This window comes from Betaproteobacteria bacterium (genome assembly GCA_016709965.1).
In the GTDB taxonomy this organism is placed as follows: Bacteria; Pseudomonadota; Gammaproteobacteria; order Burkholderiales; family Rhodocyclaceae; genus Azonexus; species Azonexus amarohabitans.
The window spans coordinates 205333-226147 of sequence record JADJLT010000006.1 but is presented as its reverse complement, the minus strand read 5'-3'; the positions used below and the strand labels follow the sequence as shown (position 1 = coordinate 226147).

Sequence of the window (20815 nt, the reverse complement as noted above, 5' to 3'; positions counted from 1 at the left end):
CCATGCGCATGGACGACCAACGCGAAAGCGACAATCTCGAAGACCGTCGTGGTGATGGCGGAGGCGGCGGAGGCGGACTGCGCCTGGGCGGCGGCCGCATGGGCCTTGGCACCATCGCCATCGCGCTGGTTGCCAGCTACTTTCTCGGCATCAATCCGCTGACCGTCATCAACATGCTCAGCGGTGGCGGCATGCCGGCCATGGAGCAAAGCGCCCCGGCGGCTCACCCGGTGCCAGCCAATGACCCAATGGCCCACTTTGTTTCCAAGGTACTGGCGTCGACTGAAGACACCTGGCGTGAAATTTTCCGCGCCAACGGCAAGCAGTACGAAGATCCGAAGCTGGTCCTGTTCTCCGGCGCCACACCCACAGCCTGCGGCACCGGGCAAACTGCCATGGGGCCTTTCTATTGCCCTGGCGACCACAAGGTCTACATTGACCTGGCCTTTTATCAGGAACTGAAAACCCGATTCCACGCGCCCGGCGAATTCGCTGAAGCCTATGTCATCGCGCACGAAGTTGGCCATCACGTGCAAAACCTGCTCGGGATTGCCGACAAGGTACATCAAGCGCAGCAGCGTGCCGGCAAGGTCGAGGCCAATGCGCTATCGGTACGCATGGAACTGCAGGCCGACTGTCTGGCAGGCGTCTGGGGCAAGCGCACCGACACCATGAAGAGCGTGCTCGAACCCGGCGACCTTGAAGCTGCGCTGACCGCAGCATCGGCCATCGGTGACGACCGACTGCAACAGCAGGCCCAAGGCCGCATCGTGCCGGAAAGCTTTACCCACGGCAGTTCCGAGCAACGCGTCCGCTGGTTCAGGGCCGGCTTTGAAAGCGGCGACATGAACCAGTGCAACACCTTCAAGGCAGCCCAACTCTGAACCCGCTCCGCACCTTTATCGGCGCCCTGCTGTTCGCCAGCAGTCTGGGCGCTGCTGCCCTGCCGAGGAACGCGCCAGTACCCGGCGGCGTCGCAGTCATCGACCTTGGCCCGACGGGACAGGCAGCGCCAAGTGTCCGATGGGGCGAGCAACCGATCGCCGTGGTCAGTGATCGCGGCCGCTGGTTTGCCTTGCTCGGCATCCCGCTCGATACGCTGCCCGGGGATTTGGAAATTGGCGTTTTTTTCGGGTCGACCGCAACAATCCGGCACGTGGCTGTTCAGATCAAAAATTACCCGGAACAACGCCTGACGATCAAAGACAAGCGCAAAGTCGAGCCCAACCCGGAAGATCTGGCCCGCATCGAGCGCGAAAAGCAAACCACTGACGCCATCAAGCGCCGCTTCAGCGCATCGGCACCGGCAACCGATTTCGCCCTGCCAGCCAGCGGCCCGCTTTCCTCTCGCTTCGGCCTGCGCCGCATTTTCAACGGACTGCCGCGCAACCCGCATGCCGGTCTTGATGTGGCGGCTGGGGCCGGTACCCCAGTCCGCGCGCCGGCCGATGGCGTCGTGGTTGATACCGGCGAGTATTTTTTCAACGGAAATACTGTTTTCATCGACCATGGTCAAGGACTGATCACCGCCTACATGCATCTGTCACGCGTCGGGGTGCAGCCGGGCCAGTCGATCAAGAAAGACAAGGAGATCGGGGCTATCGGCGCCACAGGCCGAGCCACCGGCCCGCATTTGCACTGGGCGGTCATTCTCAACAATACCCCGGTCGATCCCGAACTGTTTCTTGCCCGTCCCTGAACGTCAGCACTCCCGGCTTTAATTTATGGTCATAATTCGACCGTAGTATCCCGACAACTCCTTAGTTCCAATCGCCATGCGCATTCGCACCCGCTTCAATATCGCCCTCGGCGGTGTCTTTATCCTCGGCTTCGCGGTCAGCGCGCTGGTAACTTATCGCGTTCTGCTCACCAACGCAAAAGACGAAGTTCTGCGTAATGCGGGCATGATGATGGAGGCTGCGTTAGCGGTGCGCAGCTATACGATTGACGAGATCAAGCCGCACCTCGATCCAATGCTGGACAAGGTCTTTCTGCCGCAGACGGTGCCGGCCTACTCAGCGATTGAAACATTCGGCCGCCTGCAGAAAAAATATCCGGATTTCAGCTACCGCGAAGCGACACTGAACCCGACCAATCCGCGCGACCGGAGCGCCGAATGGGAGACCACCATCATCAACAGCTTTCGGCAGGGCATCAACACCGAAGCCGTTGGTGAGCGCCAGGCAGCCAGCGGACCCAGCCTGTACATCGCCCGTCCGATCAGGATTTCCAACCCGGCTTGCCTGGCCTGCCACAGCACCCCGTCGGCTGCGCCGGCTTCGCTAATCGCGAAATATGGCAGTGCCAACGGCTTTGGCTGGCAGCACAATGAAATTGTCGGCGCCCAGATCATTTCGATTCCGACCGACTTGGCCGAGCGGAATGCACACCACGCCTTCTGGACGTTCACCGCGGTCCTTGGCGGCCTCTTCGTGGTGCTTTTCATTACCATCAACATCATGCTTTCCCGTCTTGTCGTGGCGCCGATCAAGCGCATTGCTGCGCTCAGCGACGAGATCAGCCGTGGAAACCTTGACCTCCCCGAATTCGAAGAAAGCGGCGCCGATGAAATCCGGAATCTGCAGACCGCTTTCAACCGCATGCGCCGAAGTATTGAAAAGGCGATCAAGGTCGTGCAACTGCAAAAGGATTTGCTGAAAAAATCGTGATCGCCGATACCCAGCCAACGAGGCCAAAGCCGTGACCGAACCGCTGGGCGCCCCTCAGTCGGCCACTGTGATTGCCATCAGCCTGCAGGCGCGGGGCGACTTGGCACGACGTCGCTTTACCGACCTGCTCAGTGGCGTACTGGCACACTCCTGCCACATTCAGCCTGCCACCGGGCAAAACAATGAGCTCGCCTATACGGCCATTGTTCCCGACAGTACGCAAACGCTGTCGTTGCTACGCCGTCTGCTCAGCCTTCAGGCAGAATTCGGACGCATCCACCCGGATTGCGCCGCCCGCTTCATGGTTCATCACGGCGTCATATTTCCGGCCGCCAAAAATTTTTTGGGTGCCGCACTGCGCTCTGCCCACAGCCGACTGGCTCGCCTGCCGGCCAATATTCCGTCAGCTGCGACCATTGATTTTGCAGACTACGTCGGTACGTGGAGCAGCCAGCCGGTCATTTTTAGCAAACTATTTACCGACAGTGCCCCCCCCACCCTGCTCGCGTTCTCCATCGTACCCAGTTCAACGCCTGAGAAAGCAAACACCACAACTCATGATGAACCTTTCTTGCGTCATCTGACCACTAGCCTCGCCGCCCACATCGGGCCTTTTGCGGAAGTCCTTGTCGACGCCGCCAAGCGCTCGAGCACTAGCACCAGCCAACTTATTGAAGAGCTGGCCAGTGAAATCGGCCCCCCAAGCGCTCGCGAAAAATTTCGCCAGGATGCACGCACCTTTTCAGCCAGTCCTTCCCGTTAAAACCAAGCGATCCCGCAGCATCGGCGTATTCGAGATAAAGTATTTCAAGCATGCACGAGCAGACCATTCACCTTCATCACAAGGCACCAGCCAAACCGCCTGAAGGAACGCCGTGCAATGGTTGCGGCATATGTTGCGCACTGGAAACCTGCCCTGCTGCCCGCTTGCGCTTTATGCGGTTTACCGGCCCCTGCCCGGCGCTCCAATGGTCAGAAGCAGGTTCTCGTTATCACTGCGGCATGCTCACCACCCCGGAAAAATATTTGGGCTGGATTGGCGCGGCCGGCCGCATATTGATCAAGCGAGCAATCTCCCGCTGGATCGCCGCAGGCAAAGGCTGCGACTGCAGTGCAGATGTTCAGCCTTGAATGATCGCCGCGGTCAACGCCATTTCCAGCCGATATTTTGAATTTGCCAGCCGAGCCTGTACGCAGGCACGCGGCGGCGCACAGCCCTCAGGCACCCAGGCATCCCAGACCAAATTCATGGCATCGTAATCGGCCATATCTGCGAAATAAATAGTCACCATCAACAGATGGGATTTGTTGCTACCCGCCTGTGCCAGGAGCTTGTCGACACTGGCCAGCAAATTTTCTGCTTGGGCCACCATGCCAGAATCCAGGTTAGAGGGCACCTCAACCAGATAAACGGTGTCGCCATAGACAGCGCTATCGGAATATCGGCGAGTTACGCCGTGACGTTGAATCGACATTTTTGACCACCTGAAAGCGTGAAGCCCATGCGTTTCAGGCATGGGCTTCTGATACTGCAACCCCGGCTCATTCGGCTGGGGCAATCGGCTATTCGCCGTTAAGGAGTGCTACACAGTCATCTCAAGAATACCTCTATCGAAAACAGCCATATACTCTCCAGCAGCGTAGCGGGTAAAACCACTTAGCACCGGGATCGCTACAAACCACAGCACGACCTCAGCTTATCACTCCGACAGAAAAAAGCCAGCAAGTTAACGCTTGAAAATCACATTGGTGCCGGGTGGCACTTTGGACGTAGGTACGTACCCGACAGCCCCCGGCGTTGCCGCGATGTACTTCACAACCTCATCAACACTTCCCAACTCCTTGGGGGACGATCCTTTTCCAACATAACGCCGGACCAGCCAGTAGCCGGTGTACTGTTCCTCATTCTGCTCCATGACCCATTGCAGAAACTCGTCACGCGCCGGAGCTCCCGCTGGCAGATTGATCGGCACAACCGATTGCTGGCTGATGGAAACAATGCGTCCCGTATAGAGGCGCTGAAGCGTGACTCGATCGGTTTTCGGCACTAAGGCGTGCGCAATCACCACGATATCGTCACCCGCAGCCCAAACCATCCCGCTGGTGAGCAGAAAAGGCATGAAGAGGAGGAGGCTACATCGTCTCATCGCGCTCAGAAAATAAAACTATAGGAGAGCGAAAAAACATCGAGACGCTTATGGGCGCTATCGCCACCAGAGGGTGCATCTATGAAACTGGAAACATCTCCGGTACGAACCTGGGAAATCTCTGCCTTTATTAGGCTCGTTGGTGTCAGGCGATACGAAGCGCCAACCGCCACCGTAGCCTGGTCATAAGGAGCCACGACGTCAGCCAGAAATTTCTGCTGATTGGTCAATGCCACGCTTGGCAAGGTATTCCCATTTATTCTTTTATATTTTTCAATTGACGAATCTGTCGACTTCATCCTCGCGATATATGCGTAGGGCGTCCAGGCACCAAATCGCCTAGAAAGTGCGAGATACGCCCCCCATCGACTCAAGCCTTCAGTAACACTATCAACACTGATTTTTGCGTACTCGCCGGTCATTCTGATATCTGCCGGAAGGAGGGCGCTCGCCCCAAGCGTAAAAACAGGAACTGTTACTTTGTCGCTGCCACCTGACCCCACACTATAGGCAACATAACCACCGCCGATTGGGGTGGAGATTATCGGCGCACCGATCTTGGCACCATCTCTCGATGCCTCAACCTCATGAAAACCGATTCTGAAAACATTGTCTAGGCTACGCGCGGTAAGTACCATCCCGGTACTGGTTATATTAATAGGTAAAAACCAGCTTCCTGCCTGAGGTCGATCAACGCTTGAATCGCGGTTGTAAAATCGCCATTGCGTTTTCGCAGTACCGGTATAAGCCTCAAGAATCCAGTCGACGCTGTCACCAACCCAAGTCTTGCTAAGACCCAAGCCGACAATATCAGTCATCGGCGAAATCGAATACACCTCCTGAGGCAGGCGGGCGAAATCGAAAGTAGCGCCGACATCGTTATTTTCCGTATTCAGCATCAGCGGCAGGCGAATCTTTCCCGCCCTGATCAGCCAGTCATCCGCAGGCCGCCACGATACAAAAGCCCAAGCCATTGAGGCCTGGTAATCACTATCTGAATGATCAGACGGAGCGACTTTGGCTTGAATGGTAGCGCCCCACTCCGGGGAAAACCGCGCATCCAGTTGGGCGCCAAGAATGCTGTCGCGCTTGAAAGTACCGTTATCGTTTATAAAGCGTTGGTAATTTGCTGCGTTATCTGATTGCGCATAGCCTGCTGTACCAAACCCTGACAACGTGAAATCCACCGCCTGTGCCGGCAGCGCTACAGCCATGGTCAGCAGCCAAGCTCTCAGCAAGGTGATTGACATGCCCCCGAGGAAATTCGCGTTCATATTCTGCATAACGGCTCATTCATCAGCTAACTTGATAGCAATTTCCAAAAAAGTGCTTTCAAGCGCGACAAAAGCGTCAATCAGCAAGGGGTCAAAATGTTTCCCTCTTCCTTCGAGCAAAATATCAACGGCTTCCGAATGACTGAATGCCGGCTTGTAGGGGCGGCGCGAACGCAGGGCATCATATACATCGGCCACAGCCATCAGCCTGGCCGGCAAAGGAATAGATTCTCCGGCAAGTCCATCGGGATAGCCGTTACCATCCCAGCGCTCGTGATGGCTGCGGGCTATCTGACCAGCAAAAAGCAGCATCAGATTCTCGTCGCCAAGTTCCCGCTGGGACTGTAACAACATGCTCTCCCCCTTGACCGAGTGCGTCTTCATGATTTCAAACTCTTCCGGTGTATGCTTCCCGGCCTTGAGCAGAATGTGGTCAGGAATGGCAATTTTGCCAATATCATGCAAGGGGGAAGCCTTGGCAATCTGGTCAATCTTCTCGGGAGTCAATGCGTCACGATCGCGATCCTGCTTGCTCAGATACTCGGCAAGAAGACGCACGTAGTCCTGGGTTCGACGAATATGGTTGCCCGTACATTCATCCCGAAATTCGGCCAATGAAACCATGACACGAATCGATGCTTCCTGAAGATGGACAACCTCATTGACCCGCCGCTCAACCTCAGCTTGCAGCCAGGCACTTTTGTCCTCAAGGAAGGTTTGCCAAGTCTTGATTTGAAGGTGAATGCGTACCCGCGCCAGAACAACCGACGGTGCAATGGGCTTGTGAATGAAATCGACCGCCCCCATTGCCAAGCCAAACTCCTCATCCTCCGCGCCCACCTTTGCCGTCAGAAAAATAATCGGTACGCCGGCTGTTTCCGGCAGCGCCTTTAGTCGCCGAAAAACTTCGTACCCATCCATATCCGGCATCATGATGTCGAGCAAAATGAGATCCGGCGGAGCGCTAACTGCCAGCTCCAGCCCTCTGGCGCCACTATTGGCAAGTCTGACGCGATAATGCGTGCGCAACAACTGGTTGAGCAAGCTGAGATTTGCCGGGGTATCGTCGATTACCAGGATGCTTGCGTTGCCGTCTCTCGTCACTGTCCGCCACCTCCATGATTACCCTGCGCCAGGATGACCAGAGCCTCATCAAAATTCCATTGTCCGATCGCATGGTCAATGCCCGCAATCTGTCGCGGAGAATAAAAGCCAGCCATACGTCCTTTATTAAGGCGCCAAACCTCTTCGACCTCGCCATCCCCCTCAAGCAGCAGGGAATTCAGTCTTGCCAGCACGACATCAATTGGTCTGTCGTCGCCATCCGCATCCGGCTCAGACAATCTGGCGGGCAAACGCTCCAGCCCCGCCAGCAATGGCAACAATTGAACATCAACCTCGGCAATTTCGCCAAACGGCTCGACAACACCGCTTCTGATAGCGTTTTCAAGGTGATAAAGCGCCGCTTGCAAACGCTTCATGGCAAAAGTCCCCGCAAGCCCCTTGAGTGTGTGCACTTGCCGCCGAGCCGTTTCAAGATCTCCCGAAGCCAATGTCTCGCTCAGGCGCTCCGACCAGTTTTGACAATCCCCAATAAACTGCCGCAAGGTATGCGCCAAGAAGGGAAGCCTTCCTGCAAACCGGCGGAGCAAAACCACCGAATCAATCTCCAGAACCGAATCTACAGCGGCGATAAACGCCTGTTCACCCTCATTCTCTTGCGCCAGCTCCGCCGGCGAAAACGCCGGCCCTTCCGGCGCCCGCCAGTAGGGCTGCACCATAGCCAACAGTTCATCGGGTTCAAATGGCTTGGCAATGTAGCCACTAACCCCCATTGCCAAGCCGTCTTTCATGCCGTGCCCGGCCACATGGGCAGTCATCGCGATAATCGGCAAGTCGCGGAAACGCTCGTCATTCCGCAATCGTCGCGTTGCCTCCCGGCCATCCATGACCGGCATTTCAATATCCATCAAAACCAGCGAGAAACGATCCGGAGCTTGAGAGAATAGCCTGTCAAGTGCGATCTGACCATTGGCAGCAATTTCAACGTTCGCACCCCAGCCTTTAAGTATCTCACCCGCAACCTGTTGGTTAACCTCGTTATCCTCTACCAACAAAATTGGCATGCCCTGCAGGCAACCGGGACGAGGGACTGAAGACTCCAGCCTGGCCTGATAGTCGTTACCCCCCAAGTCGAAAATCCGACGCAGCACATTAGGCAATAACGGCTTCTGAACCACATCGGCGATTTCCGGCTGATTGGCCTCGTAACGCAACAAAACGGCATCGGCCGACGATACGACAATCAGCTTCGGGGGCAATGGAATCCCTCGCGCCCGAAGTGCGTCGATTAACTCTCCCCCCGACATATTGGGCATCAGCCAGTCAAGCAGCATCAGCTCGTAGGGGTGTCCATTTTCCGATGCAGCTGCTGTCAGTCTGAGCAAAGCGTCTTCCCCCCCCGGCGACTGATCAACTTTTTGGCATCCCATAGCCACAAGCATTGCCGCCATGCTTTCGCGTACTGCCGGATAATCGGCCACCACCAGTCCACGCTGGCAGGCAATTTGTGGTTTGTCATCCGGTGTTTCAGCAAAACCAGGTGCAAGTGGCACGCGTAACGAAAAATGAAAAACACTGCCTTGATCAATTTCGCTTTCAACCAAAATTTCGCTACCCATGGCAGCCAGCAAACGCTTCGAGATTGCAAGCCCAAGCCCGGTACCACCGTATTTCCTCGTTGTTGCCCCGTCTGCCTGCGAAAACTCCTGGAACAGGCGACCGACCTGCTCAGGCGTCATGCCAATCCCACTGTCTTCGACACGAAAGGCAATGTTCGTGGCCTCCTGGTCAGACTCTTGCTGCCTGACGCTCAGTCGAACGTGGCCTGTCTCGGTGAATTTGACGGCGTTGGAAAGCAGGTTGATCAATATCTGCCCAAGGCGCAACGGGTCACCCACCAGATGATGCAGGCTTTTACTCGGGTCAAAATCGACAATCAACTCGATCCGCTTCCCTTCAGCTTTCTGCTGCACCATGAATAGTGCGTTCTGCACCACCTGTTCCAGATCGAAAGGCACCGCCTCCAAGGCAACTTTGCCGGCCTCGATTTTTGAAAAATCGAGAATATCGTTGAGTATCCCGAGCAACGAACGAGCGGCAGCGTGAATCTTTGAGACATAGTCGTGCTGCCTGGGCGGCAGGCCGGATTTGAGCGCGAGATAAGCCATGCCGAGAATGGCATTCATCGGCGTGCGAATTTCGTGGCTCATGTTGGCCAGAAAAATTGACTTCGCATCGGCCGCCACTTCAGCCCTCGCCCGAGCCTGGCGCAAGGCACGCTGAACCAGCTCGCGTTGCTCGATATCTGCCTCGATGGCAGCCGCCATGCTATTGATGGTGGCGGCAAGGGACTGCACTTCTTCGACACCCTGCAGGTCAACCACACGTTCACTGAAGGACTTCTCGGCCAGCGCCATGGCTGTCTTGTGCAATGCAGTCAGCGGGGCGAGGAGATGTTTTTTCAGGTAGTTATAACTGAGGATCAGAACAATGCCTGCTGCCAGAAGGAGCAGCAATGCTGTAACAATCCAGCGATGCAGCAACTCGCCTGCATGGGTCAGGTTTTTGGTCGTGCGCTGGTCAACCAGACCGGTTAACTCCTCAACGGCCAACGCAAGATCAGAACGCAGCTTCAAGTAATGTGCTTCGTGAAGAGAAGCGCTGGCGAAAGAGGGCTGTGGCGCGGCCTCTGAAACAAACTCCTGCTTTTTGGGGTCATAGAGTCCCTGCGTTGCCGCAAAGGCAATTTGCTCGACCTGTTTCATCTGGTCGGAAATTTGAAAAATACGCCGGAGTACAGCCTGCTCGGTCGGATCAAAACCAAGCTGGCTGGTTCGCTCGGTGAGCGCTACGCCTGGCTTGGCAGGCGGAGGCACATAAGCAACCGCGCCACCAATGACCTGCTCCCAATAAGTATCCGATACCCCGTCCGGGGCCGGCTTGGTGCCTTCCCGTATACTCAGGATGTCGTAGTAATAAATCAGGAAGCGGGGATTGGCGGTGCTGACGTAGGAGCTGACCAGACGACTCAGCAGGTCGACCTCGTGACGCACCGCGTTCATCAGCACCATCGACGCCTGACGATGCTTCGCCGCCTCGTTGGCATCGTTATAGGCCTTCAAGGCGCCCAAGGTCACGCCGCCGATCAGAACCAGCACGCCGGCAAGCGCCACCAATACGCTAAAAAAAGTCTTCCGAAGATTCATTTGCAAGCGTGCAAAAGAGGATCGTCAAGTTCGCCTCGATCGGCCGAAACGAAGGCGACTGCAACACCCTCTGAACGCCCCTCCTGCCCATAAATTTATGTGATTTGAATCATATGTCAATTTGAGCACTTTTGTCCTATGCGATTTTGCCTTCTTTGTTCGCATCGATTGGCCAAAAGCGCTTGAGCAGTCCAAAATATAGGAATTCCTCCACCCCCGCTGGCCCCATGGACAACTTGATCAAGGATAGCGCCACGTTGGAGCTCTTTTGCTGGCTCGAGCCGGATGCCGAGCTGCCCGGATGGGACATCCTCAAGGGCAGCCCGTTCGGCGCCACGCTGGCAGCCCCCGAGGGCGGAGCGCCAACGCCCGGCGACCAGTTACTGTCGGTACAAAACTATTTTGCCGAATACCACCTGGAGTACTTCCGCCAGCGTCGCTACAACCATTTCCCCAGCCGCCTGCACGCCATGCTGCAATTCGCCACACGCACGGATGCCATGACCTTTCGTACCAAGCATCCGCAGCGCGTCTTCGGCAAGAATCTCGTATGCGCCAGGACGAAAGGAGCGTATATCTGCTCCTTCCATGACGCCAGCTGGCTTGACTACCTTCGACTGCCACACAGCTTGTCACTGAGTGCGCTGGACGAAGTCGCCGAGCACTACTGGTCGGGCCGTACGGTCGAAGAAATCGGCCTGACCTTCATGAACGAACCCTGGCAGGAACCACCCGTCATCGAGGCACTTTATCAGGGCGCCCTCGAACCCGCACCAAGCTACGCCCAATCCGGCTGGCTGCCCGGCTTTCGATAGGAAAGATCATGCGTCGCATTGCCATCATCGTTGTCATCCTCGCCATTCTCGGCGGAGGCCTGTTCTGGATCACCCGCCCCAAGCCGATCCCGGTCGTTCTCAAGGAAGTTGCCGAAGGCAAGGTTGAGGCAACGCTGGCCAACACCCGCGCCGGCACCATTGAGGCCTGCCAGCGCACAAAACTGTCGACGATCATCGGCGGGCGCATCGAATACCTTGGCGTCAAGGAAGGCGACAAGGTCAAGAAGGGTCAGCTTCTTCTCAAGCTGTGGAATGACGACCAACAAGCCAATACTGCCCTTGCTCAGGCGCAGATCACGCTGAGCAGCAAACGTGTCGATGAAGCCTGCATTGCTGCGGTCAACTCGGAAAAAGAGGCAAAAAGACAAAGTGAGTTGCGCGCCAAGGGCTTCGTTTCGACCAGCAAGGAAGAGGCAGCCCGCACCGATGCTGAAGTTCGCCGCGCTGCCTGCAATACGGCCAAGGCCGATGTCGGACAGGCCGAAGCCAAGCTCAAGGCCACCCGTGTCGAGCAAGGTCGCGTCGCCTTGTACGCGCCGTTCGACGGCACCGTCGCCAAGATCGTCGGTGAACTGGGCGAGTACTCGACGCCCTCGCCCCCCGGCGTGCCGACGCCGCCGGCCATCGACCTGATCGACGATTCCTGCCTCTATGTCAAGGCGCCGATGGACGAGGTCGATGCGCCGAAGATCCAGGTTGGCCAGCCGGTCCGCGTCACCCTCGACGCGCTGCCTGGGCGCACGCTGCCAGGCAAGGTTCGCCGTGTTGCCCCCTACGTTTCGGCGATCGAAAAGCAAGCACGGACCGTGGACATCGAGGTCGATCTCGATAAACCGGATGAAGCTGGCCGACTGCTCGTCGGTTATAGCGCGGACGTCGAGATCATTCTCGCTGGCCATGACAAGGTACTGCGCATCCCGACCGCTGCCATTCAGGAAGGTGGCAAGGTGCTGCTCTTCAACGCCGATAGCGGCAAGCTGGAAGATCGTCCGATCAAGGCCGGACTGGCCAACTGGGAATACACCGAGATTCTTGATGGTCTGAAAGCCGGCGACCGCATCGTCACCTCGCTCGACAAGGAAGGCGTCAAGGCTGGTGCCAAGGTGACGCCAGACGACAAATCGCAAACCAAGGCCAAGTAGGCGCATGGCGCTGATCGAACTTTCCGGCATCGAACGCCGCTTCCTGCTCGGCGACACGACGGTCCATGCGCTGGCCGGGCTGAATCTGCAGATCGAAGCCGGCGAATACGTTGCCGTGATGGGGCCATCCGGCTCCGGCAAATCGACTTTGCTCAACCTCCTCGGCCTGCTCGACCCGCCCAACGAAGGAACATACAAGCTGGAAGGCCGTGACGTGACGACGCTGTCGCCCGACGAGCAAGCCACTGTGCGCAGCACACGGATCGGCTTCGTCTTCCAGAGCTTTCATCTCGTGCCCCGCCTGACGGCGGCCGAGAACATCGCGCTGCCGATGACGCTGGCCGGCATTCCGGTGGCCGAGCGCAACAAGCGGGTCACGCAGGCACTCAAGGATTTCGGCCTCGACACGCGCGCCGACCACAAGCCGGATCAACTCTCCGGCGGCCAGCGCCAGCGCGTCGCCATCGCCCGCGCCACGATCATGCAACCGGCGCTGATCCTCGCCGACGAGCCAACCGGCAATCTCGACCGGCATACCGGCGAAGAAGTGGTCAATCTGCTCGAAGCACTCAACGCCAAGGGCGTCACGCTGATCGTCGTCACCCACGACCAGGGCATGGGCGCCCGCGCCAAACGCCAGCTGGTCATGGAAGACGGGCGCCTGAAGAGCGATTCGCAGCAGTCAGGCATTTCAATTTTGGCCAAAAATTCCGGTTGACCGTGGGAACCACACTTTTCCCGCCCAGCCCCCGCCGCCCATGCGCCTGAGCGACACCCTGCGCTTTGCCCGCGATGCTGCCACCGGCTACCCGATGCGCACAACGCTGTCGGTGCTCGCCATGTCTATCGGCGTCGCCGCGGTCGTCATCCTGACGGCGCTGGGTGACGGCGCCCGGCGCTATGTCGTCGGCCAGTTCTCGTCACTCGGTACCAACCTGGTCATCGTGCTACCCGGCCGCTCCGGCACCGGCGGCTTCAATCCGGCCAATGCCATCACCTCGACACCGCGCGACCTGACCATCGACGACGCCGCCAGCCTGCGTCGCCTGCCCGGCGCCCGGCGCGTTGCGCCACTCGCCGTCGGCACCTCGGAAATCAGCTACGGCGGCAAGCTGCGTGAAGTGATGGTCGCCGGCTCGACCGCCGAATTCATTCCCATCCGCAACTTTGAGATCGCGCAAGGTCAATCGCTGCCGGAAGAGGACTGGAATCGCGGCTCGTCGGTCGCCATCATCGGCGCCAAGATTCGTGAGGAAATGTTTGGCAGCACCCCGGCTGTCGGCCAACTGGTCCGCGTCGGCGATCGCCGGCTGCGTATCGTCGGCGTGCTGAAGTCCACCGGCCAAGGGTTGGGCATGAATACCGACGAACTGGTCATCGTGCCGGTGTCGCTGGCGCAAGCCATGTTCAATTCGAACACCCTGTTCCGCATCATGATCGAGGCCAACACCCGCGACGCCATTCCCGGGACCAAGGATCTGGTGCTGGAAACCCTCAAGCAGCGTCACCGTGGCGAGGAGGACGTCACCGTCATCACGCAGGATGCCGTGCTCGCCACCTTTGACAAACTGCTCGGCGCACTGACGCTGGCCGTCGCCGGCATTGCCGCGATCAGTCTGGCCGTCGCCGGCATTCTGGTGATGAACGTCATGCTCGTCGCCGTCACCCAGCGCACTGGCGAAATCGGCCTGCTCAAGGCACTCGGCGCCACCGCCAAAACCATCCGCCTCGCCTTCCTGGCCGAAGCCGCCATGCTCTCGGCCGTCGGCGCCCTGCTCGGCTACCTGCTCGGCCAGCTCGGCGCCTTTGCACTACGCCAGTTCTTCCCGGTTTTCCCGGCCTATCCGCCCGATTGGGCGGTCATTGCCGGACTGGGCACTGCACTCGCCACCGGCCTGATCTTCGGCGTCATGCCGGCGCGCCGTGCCGCCCGGCTCGACCCCGTGCAAGCTTTGATGAAGCACTGACATGCTTTTCACCGACGCCTTCCAGCTTGCCGTTCGCGCCATCACCGCGCAGCGTCTGCGCAGCTTTTTGACGCTGCTCGGCATCGGGGTTGGCATCGCGGCCGTCATCCTGCTCACCTCGATCGGCGAAGGCATCCACCGCTTCGTGCTCGGCGAATTCACCCAGTTCGGTACCAACGTCATTTCCATCGTTCCCGGCAAGACCAAGACTGGCGGATCGCCCTCCGGACTGCCGTCGAGTGCTCGCCCATTGTCGCTGGACGATGCCAAATCCCTCGAACGCCTGCCGCACGTCGTCGCCGTCACGCCCAACGTCCGCGGCAATGCCGAAGTCGAAGGCAACGGCCGCACGCGGCGCACGCTGATCTACGGCGTCAATTCCAAATTACCGCAAATTTTCCGGTCGACCGTGCAAAGCGGCCAATTCCTGCCCGCCGACGATGAAGGCAGCGCCCGTGCCTTCGTCGTGCTCGGTTCCAAGCTGAAAGCCGAGTTGTTCGGCAGTGAAAACCCGCTCGGCCAGCGTCTGCGGGTCGGCGGCCTGCATTTCCGGATCATCGGCGTGCTGGCGCCGAAGGGGCAGTTCCTCGGCATCGACCTCGACGACACCGCCTTCGTGCCGACGGCCCGCGCCCAGGAGCTGTTCAACCGCGAAGGCGTCGATGAAATCAACGTTGCCGCCGAGGAAGGCATCCCGTCCGCCCTCATCGCCAGCCGTATCAAGGCGCACCTGATCGAGCGCCACAGTCGCGAGGACTTCACCATCGTAACGCAGGAAGACATGCTGAAAACGCTGTCCAATATTCTCAACGTGCTGACCATGGCTGTCGGCGCGCTGGGTGGCATTTCATTGTTGGTCGGCGGCGTCGGCATCGTCACCATCATGACCATCGCCGTCACCGAGCGCACCGGCGAGATCGGCCTGCTGGTCGCCCTCGGTGCACCGCGGCGTACCATCCTGCTGCTCTTTCTCGGCGAAGCTGTTGCCCTCTCGGCGCTCGGCGGCCTTTTCGGGTTGGTACTCGGCTTTGGCCTGGCCCAACTCATTCATTTCGCCCTGCCCGCCCTGCCCGTGCACACGCCGCTGACCTTTGTCCTGCTCGCCGAGGGCATCGCCATCGTCATCGGCCTGCTGGCCGGCGTGCTGCCAGCCCGAAATGCCGCTCGTCTCGACCCGGTCGAGGCCCTGCGTGCCGAATAGCTATGCAAAACCCATTTTGTCGCGGCCCGCGTGCTAGAGTTGCGGGTACAAATTTCATACCCTGAGGAAACAGCCATGACTTTTTACATTGAAGACCTGCAGCCCGGCATGTCCCACACAATGGGCAAGACCGTCACCGATGCCGACATCGTTTTGTTTGCAGGCGTCTCCACCGACACCAATGCCGTGCACCTCGACGAAGAGTTCGGCAAAACCACCCCCTTCGGTGGCCGCATCGCCCACGGCATGCTCTCAGCAAGCTTTATCTCGGCTGTGCTCGGCGCCCACCTGCCCGGCCCCGGCACCATCTACCTCGGTCAGACGCTGAAGTTCAAGGCGCCGGTTCGTCCCGGCGACACGGTCAAGACGACGGTCACCGTCAAGGAAGTCGTGGCCGCCAAGAAGCGCGTCATTCTCGACACCATTTGCAAGGTGGGCGACACCGTGGTCATCGAAGGCGAAGCCACCGTGATGATCGGCAACAAGCCGGCCTGAACCTGACTCCCGTTACCCATAAAAAACGCCGGCCCGGTTAAAAACCCGCCGGCGTTTTTGTTTTTCCGGCTTCCGGGCAGGCTGCCACGGTCAACCGGAAAAAACAGCCAAAATCAAAAAGATTCGTCAGCCCGCAAAAAGCGCCACTGACCGATTTCCAACTCACCCAGCTTGACGCGACCAATGCGCACCCGCTTCAGCCCGATCACACGCAAGCCAACCAGCTCGCACATCCGACGAATCTGGCGCTTCTTGCCCTCCTTCAGAATGAAGTGCAACTGGTCCTCGTTCAGTTGCTTGACCCACGCCGGCTTCAACGCTTTGCCATCAAGTTCCAGGCCGTGCTTCAACAGATTCAGACCGCCCTTGATCATTTCGCCGGCGACGCGCACCAAGTATTCTTTCTCGACCGGGCTATCTTCACCAATCAACTTCTTGGCAACGCGACCATCCTGCGTCAGCACCAGCAAGCCGGTCGAATCGATGTCCAGCCGACCGGACGGCGCCAGACTGCGCAACATCCATGGCTTGAACTCCGGGTCGCCTGACTGGCGCATTTGATTGTCTGGCGTAATCAAGGTAATCGCCGGCGTAAAGCCCGGCTCCGGCTGCCCGGAGACATAGCCAATCGGCTTGTTCAACAGCACCGTCACCTGCTTGGCCTGATCGAATTTCGCCTCTTTCGAGATCGCCACCTCGGCATTCGGATCAATCCGCGAACCCAGTTCGCTGACCCGCTCGCCGTCGACAAACACCCAGCCGCGCTCGATCCACAGATCCGCCTCGCGCCGCGAACACATGCCGCGCTCGGACATCACTTTCGAAAGCCGCACACCTTCCGGCGGCGGGCCATCGCGCACGACCGGCTGACGAACGACGGGCGCCGGCTTGGCCGAACGCTCGGGACGATCTGCCTTGACACTCCATTCAGTCGCCGCAACCGGCGCAGCTTTGGGTGCATACGGCTTGCGCAGCGAAGAACCGCCACGCAGCGGCTTCTTGTTCGGTGCCCGCGGCGAAGGCGTAGCCGAACGACGAACACCCAGAGTGCCCTCCGGCAAGGCCGGCGCTTCTTCCGTTACGTCAGCTGGCGCCGCAGCAGACGCCTCATCGCGGGCAGGCCATTTCGGCGCAGCCTCAAAAGATTTCGTTTTTGCCCGCATTTCCGGGTTGACCGCAGGGTCAGTCGTTGCTTCTATGGACGCCTCATCCCGCCGAAACGCCTTTTTTGGCTCAGTTTCGGCCACCGGGGCGTCCGGCTTGCGCCATTTTGCCCACGGGTCGTCCGAAGCCGCGTCGGTCGACGGCCGCTTCGGACGCGAATCGCTGTCGGAACCGCTCATCGCAAACCGAGGAGTTCAACCTCGAAGACCAGCGTTGCATTCGGCGGAATGACGCCGCCAGCGCCGCGTGCACCGTAGCCCAGTTGCGGCGGAATGGTCAGTTTGCGCGTACCACCAATCTTCATACCCTGAACGCCCTCATCCCAGCCGCCGATAACCTGTCGCATGCCGAGCGAAAATTCAAACGGGTCATTACGGTCCTTACTCGAATCGAACTTACTGCCATTGGTCAGCCAGCCGGTGTAATGCACGCTGACCTGATGGCCAGCCTTGGCCTCGGCGCCTTCGCCGACAACGGTATCTTCATAGACCAGCCCGGAGGCGGTGGTGATTTCAGCCATGGGAACTCCTTTTTTCAAAGACGGGCAGTTTACCACAGCGCCTCGACAAGGCTTTGACTTGTCAGAGAATTTCCGTATAATGCGCGGTTCTTTGTAGCACCCTTTAGATTTATTTTCGGAGTCCAACCCATGTATGCGGTCATAAAAACCGGCGGTAAGCAGTATCGCGTTACCAATGGTCTAAAACTTAAAGTAGAACAGATACCGGCAGACGTTGGCGCAGAAGTTACCCTTGACCAGGTCCTCATGGCAGGCGAAGGCGAGTCGGTAAAGATCGGCGCTCCCTTCCTTGCTGGCGCCACCGTCAAAGCAACCGTGATTTCCCACGGCCGCCACGACAAGGTCAAGATCTTCAAGATGCGTCGTCGTAAGCATTACCAGAAGCATCAAGGCCATCGTCAGAACTACACCGAATTGCGCATCGACGCGATCGCGGCCTAAGTTCAAGGAGCTAATAAATGGCACACAAGAAAGCAGGCGGTAGTTCACGTAACGGCCGCGACTCACAAGCCCAACGACTGGGCGTCAAGCGCTACGGCGGTCAATTCATCCTGGCTGGCAACATCATCGTTCGCCAGCGCGGTACCGAATTCCACCCGGGCGACAACGTCGGCTGCGGCAAGGATCACACCTTGTTCGCACTCAAGGACGGCGTGGTTCAGTTCTCCATCAAGGGCTTGAAAAAGCGCCGCGTGGTGACCATCGTTCCGGCCGCCGAATAAATCGGCCAGGCGGAAGCAAAAGCCCCGTCCGCTGGATGGGGCTTTTTAGTTTATGCCATCAGATTTTCTGGTGGCCGGATGTAGAGGCGGAAAAAAATGAAGTTCATCGACGAAGCCAAGATTTATGTAAAAGCCGGTGACGGCGGCAATGGCGCCGCAACTTTCCGCCGCGAAAAATACATCCCGATGGGCGGCCCCAACGGCGGCGACGGCGGCCGTGGCGGCAGCATCTACGTAGTGGCCGACTGCAACATCAACACCCTGGTCGACTACCGCTACACCCGTAAATTCATCGGCAAGCGAGGTGAAAACGGCGGCGGTGCCGACTGCTACGGTGCCGGCGGCGACGACATTGTTCTGCGCATGCCCGTCGGCACGGTCATCTCCGACCTGAACACCGGTGAAATCCTCGCCGACCTCGATGTCAACGAAAAGAAAATCCTGATCGCCAAAGGCGGCAAGGGCGGCCTCGGGAATATCCACTTCAAGTCATCGACCAACCGCGCCCCGCGCCAGAAGACCAATGGCGACCAGGGCGAAGAGCACGAACTGACACTCGAACTGCGCGTTCTCGCCGACGTCGGCCTGCTCGGTCTACCCAACGCCGGCAAGAGCACCCTGATCCGCGCCGTTTCCTCAGCGCGCCCGAAGGTTGCCGACTACCCGTTCACGACGCTGCACCCCAACCTCGGCGTCGTTCGCGTCGATGCCGAAAAAAGCTTCGTCATGGCAGACGTGCCGGGCCTGATCGAAGGCGCTGCCGATGGCGCCGGCCTCGGCATCCGCTTCCTCAAGCACCTGCAACGCACGCGCATCCTGCTCCACCTCGTCGACATCGCACCGATCGATCCGGATGCCAACCCGGTGCGCGATGCCAAGGCCATCGTCGGCGAATTGATCAAGCACGACCCTGCATTGGCTGACAAGCCGCGCTGGCTGGTCCTCAACAAGCTCGACCTGATTCCCGAAGAAGACCGCGAAGCCGCCGTCAAGAATTTCATCAAAGCCTACAAGAAGGCCACCAAGTACGACGGCCCGGTGTTCCCGATCACCGCCATCAGCGGCGATGGCACCAAACCGCTGATCTACGCCATCCAGGAAGCACTGGAGCACATGGCTCGCCCGGAAATCCCTGACGACGACGAAGACACTGAAGACAACGCCGCAGAGGAATAATGAGCAAGACCCGCCTCGCCACCGCCAAACGCCTCGTCGTCAAAGTCGGCTCGGCACTCGTCACCAACAACGGCGCCGGACTCGACCTCGCCGCCATTGAAGACTGGGCGCGCCAGATCAGCATCCTGCGCGAACAGGGCAAACAGGTCGTACTGGTTTCTTCCGGCGCCATCGCCTGTGGCATGCAGCGCCTTGGCTGGGCCAAGCGCCCGAAAACGGTACATGAACTACAGGCCGCAGCGGCAGTCGGCCAGATGGGCCTGGCGCAGGTCTATGAAGGCGCCTTCGCCAAGCACGGCCTGCACACCGCACAAATTTTGCTCACCCACGACGACCTGGCCGACCGCAAGCGTTACCTGAACGCCCGCTCGACAATGACCACGCTGCTGGAACTTGGCGTCGTGCCGATCATCAACGAAAACGATACCGTCGTCACCGACGAAATCAAGTTTGGCGACAACGACACGCTGGGCGCACTGGTCGCCAACCTGATCGAAGCCGATGCACTGATCATCCTGACCGACCAGATCGGCCTGTTCACCGCCGACCCGCGCAAGGACACCAGCGCCACGCTGATCAGCGAAGCCCGGGCCGGCGATGTATCACTGGAAGCCATGGCCGGCGGCGCCGGCACCCGGATTGGCACCGGCGGCATGATTACCAAGGTTATCGCCGCCAAGCGCGCTGCCCGCAGTGGCGCCCACACGGCCATCGCCAGCGGCCGAGAAATTGACCCGATTATCCGACTAGCTGCCGGCGAGCCGGTTGGCACCCTGCTCGTCTCCGAAACCCAGCCCCTGGCAGCCCGCAAGCAATGGCTGGCAGATCACCTGCAGCTTGCCGGCCGCCTGATACTTGACGATGGCGCAGTCAACGCGCTAAAAGCCGGAAAAAGCCTGTTGCCCATCGGCGTCATCGCTGCCGAAGGCGAATTTGAACGCGGCGCCGCAGTAGCCTGCATTTCCGGCGACGGCCATGAAATTGCCCGCGGCCTGACCAACTATGGCAGCGGCGAAGCCCGATTGATCACGCGAAAATCGACGCTCGACATCGAGAACATCCTTGGCTACGTCGACGAACCGGAATTCATCCACCGCGACAATCTGATCCTGATCGGCTGATCGGAATAGAGACACAACAAAACACAACGGGCGCCGAGGCGCCCGTTTTTCATTGCTACACGCTTGCTTAAAATATATTCAGCCAACGAAAAACGGGAGCCGAAGCTCCCGTT

The 20815-nt window shown here is 58.8% G+C and carries 21 protein-coding genes; 14 read left to right on the top strand and 7 right to left on the bottom strand.

Features of this window, described 5'->3' with window-relative positions; all coding sequences use genetic code 11:
- Positions 1–2 precede the first annotated feature (2 nt).
- From IPJ12_15530 to IPJ12_15515, 4 genes are all read left to right on the top strand, one after another.
- Complete coding sequence (locus tag IPJ12_15530) at positions 3–884, top strand: zinc metallopeptidase (GenBank protein MBK7648513.1); 882 nt, start codon at positions 3–5, stop codon at positions 882–884.
- Positions 881–1699, top strand: coding sequence for a peptidoglycan DD-metalloendopeptidase family protein (locus IPJ12_15525; protein MBK7648512.1), 819 nt, complete (start codon positions 881–883; stop codon positions 1697–1699). Before IPJ12_15530 ends, IPJ12_15525 begins: the two co-directional genes overlap by 4 nt.
- Positions 1700–1775: 76 nt before the next feature.
- Positions 1776–2669 (top strand): DUF3365 domain-containing protein, encoded by an 894-nt coding sequence (locus tag IPJ12_15520; GenBank protein ID MBK7648511.1) that lies wholly within the window; start codon positions 1776–1778, stop codon positions 2667–2669.
- 31 nt (positions 2670–2700) lie between these two features.
- Positions 2701–3432: a hypothetical protein gene (locus IPJ12_15515; protein ID MBK7648510.1), complete on the top strand. Its 732-nt coding sequence runs from the start codon at positions 2701–2703 to the stop codon at positions 3430–3432.
- 358 nt (positions 3433–3790) lie between these two features.
- Here the strand turns inward: IPJ12_15515 and IPJ12_15510 are convergent, their stop codons facing one another.
- The 5 genes from IPJ12_15510 to IPJ12_15490 form a co-directional block, all read right to left on the bottom strand.
- A complete protein-coding gene (locus IPJ12_15510; GenBank protein MBK7648509.1) occupies positions 3791–4144 on the bottom strand; it encodes a RidA family protein in 354 nt (117 codons plus the stop codon).
- Between the two features lie 252 nt (positions 4145–4396).
- Positions 4397–4789, bottom strand: a complete 393-nt coding sequence (locus tag IPJ12_15505) for a hypothetical protein (GenBank protein ID MBK7648508.1) — start codon at positions 4787–4789, stop codon at positions 4397–4399.
- 32 nt (positions 4790–4821) lie between these two features.
- Entirely contained in the window at positions 4822–6099 is a 1278-nt protein-coding gene (locus IPJ12_15500; protein ID MBK7648507.1) for a hypothetical protein, read from the bottom strand.
- Between the two features lie 6 nt (positions 6100–6105).
- A complete protein-coding gene (locus IPJ12_15495; protein ID MBK7648506.1) occupies positions 6106–7194 on the bottom strand; it encodes a two-component system response regulator in 1089 nt (362 codons plus the stop codon).
- Entirely contained in the window at positions 7191–10358 is a 3168-nt protein-coding gene (locus IPJ12_15490) for a response regulator (protein ID MBK7648505.1), read from the bottom strand. The genes IPJ12_15495 and IPJ12_15490 overlap by 4 nt, the downstream gene beginning before the upstream one ends.
- Before the next feature lie 227 nt (positions 10359–10585).
- Between IPJ12_15490 and IPJ12_15485 the strand changes: the two genes are divergently transcribed.
- The 6 genes from IPJ12_15485 to IPJ12_15460 all read left to right on the top strand — a co-directional run bounded on the left by IPJ12_15485 (position 10586) and on the right by IPJ12_15460 (position 15999).
- Positions 10586–11173 (top strand): hypothetical protein, encoded by a 588-nt coding sequence (locus tag IPJ12_15485; GenBank protein MBK7648504.1) that lies wholly within the window; start codon positions 10586–10588, stop codon positions 11171–11173.
- A gap of 8 nt (positions 11174–11181) precedes the next feature.
- The gene (locus IPJ12_15480; GenBank protein ID MBK7648503.1) at positions 11182–12336 is read left to right on the top strand and encodes an efflux RND transporter periplasmic adaptor subunit; all 1155 of its coding nucleotides are present in this window, start codon (positions 11182–11184) and stop codon (positions 12334–12336) included.
- A gap of 4 nt (positions 12337–12340) precedes the next feature.
- Positions 12341–13054, top strand: coding sequence for an ABC transporter ATP-binding protein (locus IPJ12_15475; GenBank protein MBK7648502.1), 714 nt, complete (start codon positions 12341–12343; stop codon positions 13052–13054).
- Positions 13055–13094: 40 nt separating this feature from the next.
- Positions 13095–14303, top strand: a complete 1209-nt coding sequence (locus IPJ12_15470; GenBank protein MBK7648501.1) for an ABC transporter permease — start codon at positions 13095–13097, stop codon at positions 14301–14303.
- A 1-nt stretch (position 14304) separates the two neighbouring features.
- Positions 14305–15504, top strand: a complete 1200-nt coding sequence (locus IPJ12_15465) for an ABC transporter permease (GenBank protein MBK7648500.1) — start codon at positions 14305–14307, stop codon at positions 15502–15504.
- A 75-nt stretch (positions 15505–15579) separates the two neighbouring features.
- Complete coding sequence (locus IPJ12_15460) at positions 15580–15999, top strand: MaoC family dehydratase (GenBank protein MBK7648499.1); 420 nt, start codon at positions 15580–15582, stop codon at positions 15997–15999.
- A gap of 113 nt (positions 16000–16112) precedes the next feature.
- Here the strand turns inward: IPJ12_15460 and IPJ12_15455 are convergent, their stop codons facing one another.
- A complete protein-coding gene (locus IPJ12_15455; GenBank protein MBK7648498.1) occupies positions 16113–17162 on the bottom strand; it encodes a pseudouridine synthase in 1050 nt (349 codons plus the stop codon).
- 176 nt (positions 17163–17338) lie between these two features.
- A complete protein-coding gene (locus tag IPJ12_15450; protein MBK7648497.1) occupies positions 17339–17683 on the bottom strand; it encodes an FKBP-type peptidyl-prolyl cis-trans isomerase in 345 nt (114 codons plus the stop codon).
- Positions 17684–17812: 129 nt separating this feature from the next.
- Here IPJ12_15450 and rplU point away from each other — a divergent pair, with 129 nt between their 5' ends.
- The 4 genes from rplU to IPJ12_15430 all read left to right on the top strand — a co-directional run bounded on the left by rplU (position 17813) and on the right by IPJ12_15430 (position 20702).
- The gene (rplU, locus tag IPJ12_15445) at positions 17813–18124 is read left to right on the top strand and encodes a 50S ribosomal protein L21 (GenBank protein MBK7648496.1); all 312 of its coding nucleotides are present in this window, start codon (positions 17813–17815) and stop codon (positions 18122–18124) included.
- Between the two features lie 17 nt (positions 18125–18141).
- Entirely contained in the window at positions 18142–18405 is a 264-nt protein-coding gene (gene rpmA, locus IPJ12_15440) for a 50S ribosomal protein L27 (GenBank protein MBK7648495.1), read from the top strand.
- Positions 18406–18501: 96 nt separating this feature from the next.
- A complete protein-coding gene (gene obgE / locus IPJ12_15435) occupies positions 18502–19581 on the top strand; it encodes a GTPase ObgE (protein MBK7648494.1) in 1080 nt (359 codons plus the stop codon).
- Complete coding sequence (locus IPJ12_15430; GenBank protein ID MBK7648493.1) at positions 19581–20702, top strand: glutamate 5-kinase; 1122 nt, start codon at positions 19581–19583, stop codon at positions 20700–20702. The genes obgE and IPJ12_15430 overlap by 1 nt, the downstream gene beginning before the upstream one ends.
- Positions 20703–20815 lie beyond the last annotated feature (113 nt).

What these genes read in the sequence shown, in the direction of transcription:
- IPJ12_15505 (MBK7648508.1), bottom strand. Translation starts at nt 4,789, where the DNA reads ATGCCTTTTCTGCTCACCAGCGGGATGGTTTGGGCTGCGGGTGACGAT.
- IPJ12_15500 (MBK7648507.1), bottom strand. Translation starts at nt 6,099, where the DNA reads ATGCAGAATATGAACGCGAATTTCCTCGGGGGCATGTCAATCACCTTG.
- IPJ12_15480 (MBK7648503.1), top strand. Translation starts at nt 11,182, where the DNA reads ATGCGTCGCATTGCCATCATCGTTGTCATCCTCGCCATTCTCGGCGGA.
- IPJ12_15460 (MBK7648499.1), top strand. Translation starts at nt 15,580, where the DNA reads ATGACTTTTTACATTGAAGACCTGCAGCCCGGCATGTCCCACACAATG.
- obgE (MBK7648494.1), top strand. Translation starts at nt 18,502, where the DNA reads ATGAAGTTCATCGACGAAGCCAAGATTTATGTAAAAGCCGGTGACGGC.
- IPJ12_15465 (MBK7648500.1), top strand. Translation starts at nt 14,305, where the DNA reads ATGCTTTTCACCGACGCCTTCCAGCTTGCCGTTCGCGCCATCACCGCG.
- IPJ12_15455 (MBK7648498.1), bottom strand. Translation starts at nt 17,162, where the DNA reads ATGCGGGCAAAAACGAAATCTTTTGAGGCTGCGCCGAAATGGCCTGCC.
- IPJ12_15530 (MBK7648513.1), top strand. Translation starts at nt 3, where the DNA reads ATGCGCATGGACGACCAACGCGAAAGCGACAATCTCGAAGACCGTCGT.
- IPJ12_15450 (MBK7648497.1), bottom strand. Translation starts at nt 17,683, where the DNA reads ATGGCTGAAATCACCACCGCCTCCGGGCTGGTCTATGAAGATACCGTT.
- IPJ12_15430 (MBK7648493.1), top strand. Translation starts at nt 19,581, where the DNA reads ATGAGCAAGACCCGCCTCGCCACCGCCAAACGCCTCGTCGTCAAAGTC.
- IPJ12_15510 (MBK7648509.1), bottom strand. Translation starts at nt 4,144, where the DNA reads ATGTCGATTCAACGTCACGGCGTAACTCGCCGATATTCCGATAGCGCT.
- IPJ12_15470 (MBK7648501.1), top strand. Translation starts at nt 13,095, where the DNA reads ATGCGCCTGAGCGACACCCTGCGCTTTGCCCGCGATGCTGCCACCGGC.
- rplU (MBK7648496.1), top strand. Translation starts at nt 17,813, where the DNA reads ATGTATGCGGTCATAAAAACCGGCGGTAAGCAGTATCGCGTTACCAAT.
- IPJ12_15490 (MBK7648505.1), bottom strand. Translation starts at nt 10,358, where the DNA reads ATGAATCTTCGGAAGACTTTTTTTAGCGTATTGGTGGCGCTTGCCGGC.
- IPJ12_15485 (MBK7648504.1), top strand. Translation starts at nt 10,586, where the DNA reads ATGGACAACTTGATCAAGGATAGCGCCACGTTGGAGCTCTTTTGCTGG.
- IPJ12_15520 (MBK7648511.1), top strand. Translation starts at nt 1,776, where the DNA reads ATGCGCATTCGCACCCGCTTCAATATCGCCCTCGGCGGTGTCTTTATC.
- rpmA (MBK7648495.1), top strand. Translation starts at nt 18,142, where the DNA reads ATGGCACACAAGAAAGCAGGCGGTAGTTCACGTAACGGCCGCGACTCA.
- IPJ12_15475 (MBK7648502.1), top strand. Translation starts at nt 12,341, where the DNA reads ATGGCGCTGATCGAACTTTCCGGCATCGAACGCCGCTTCCTGCTCGGC.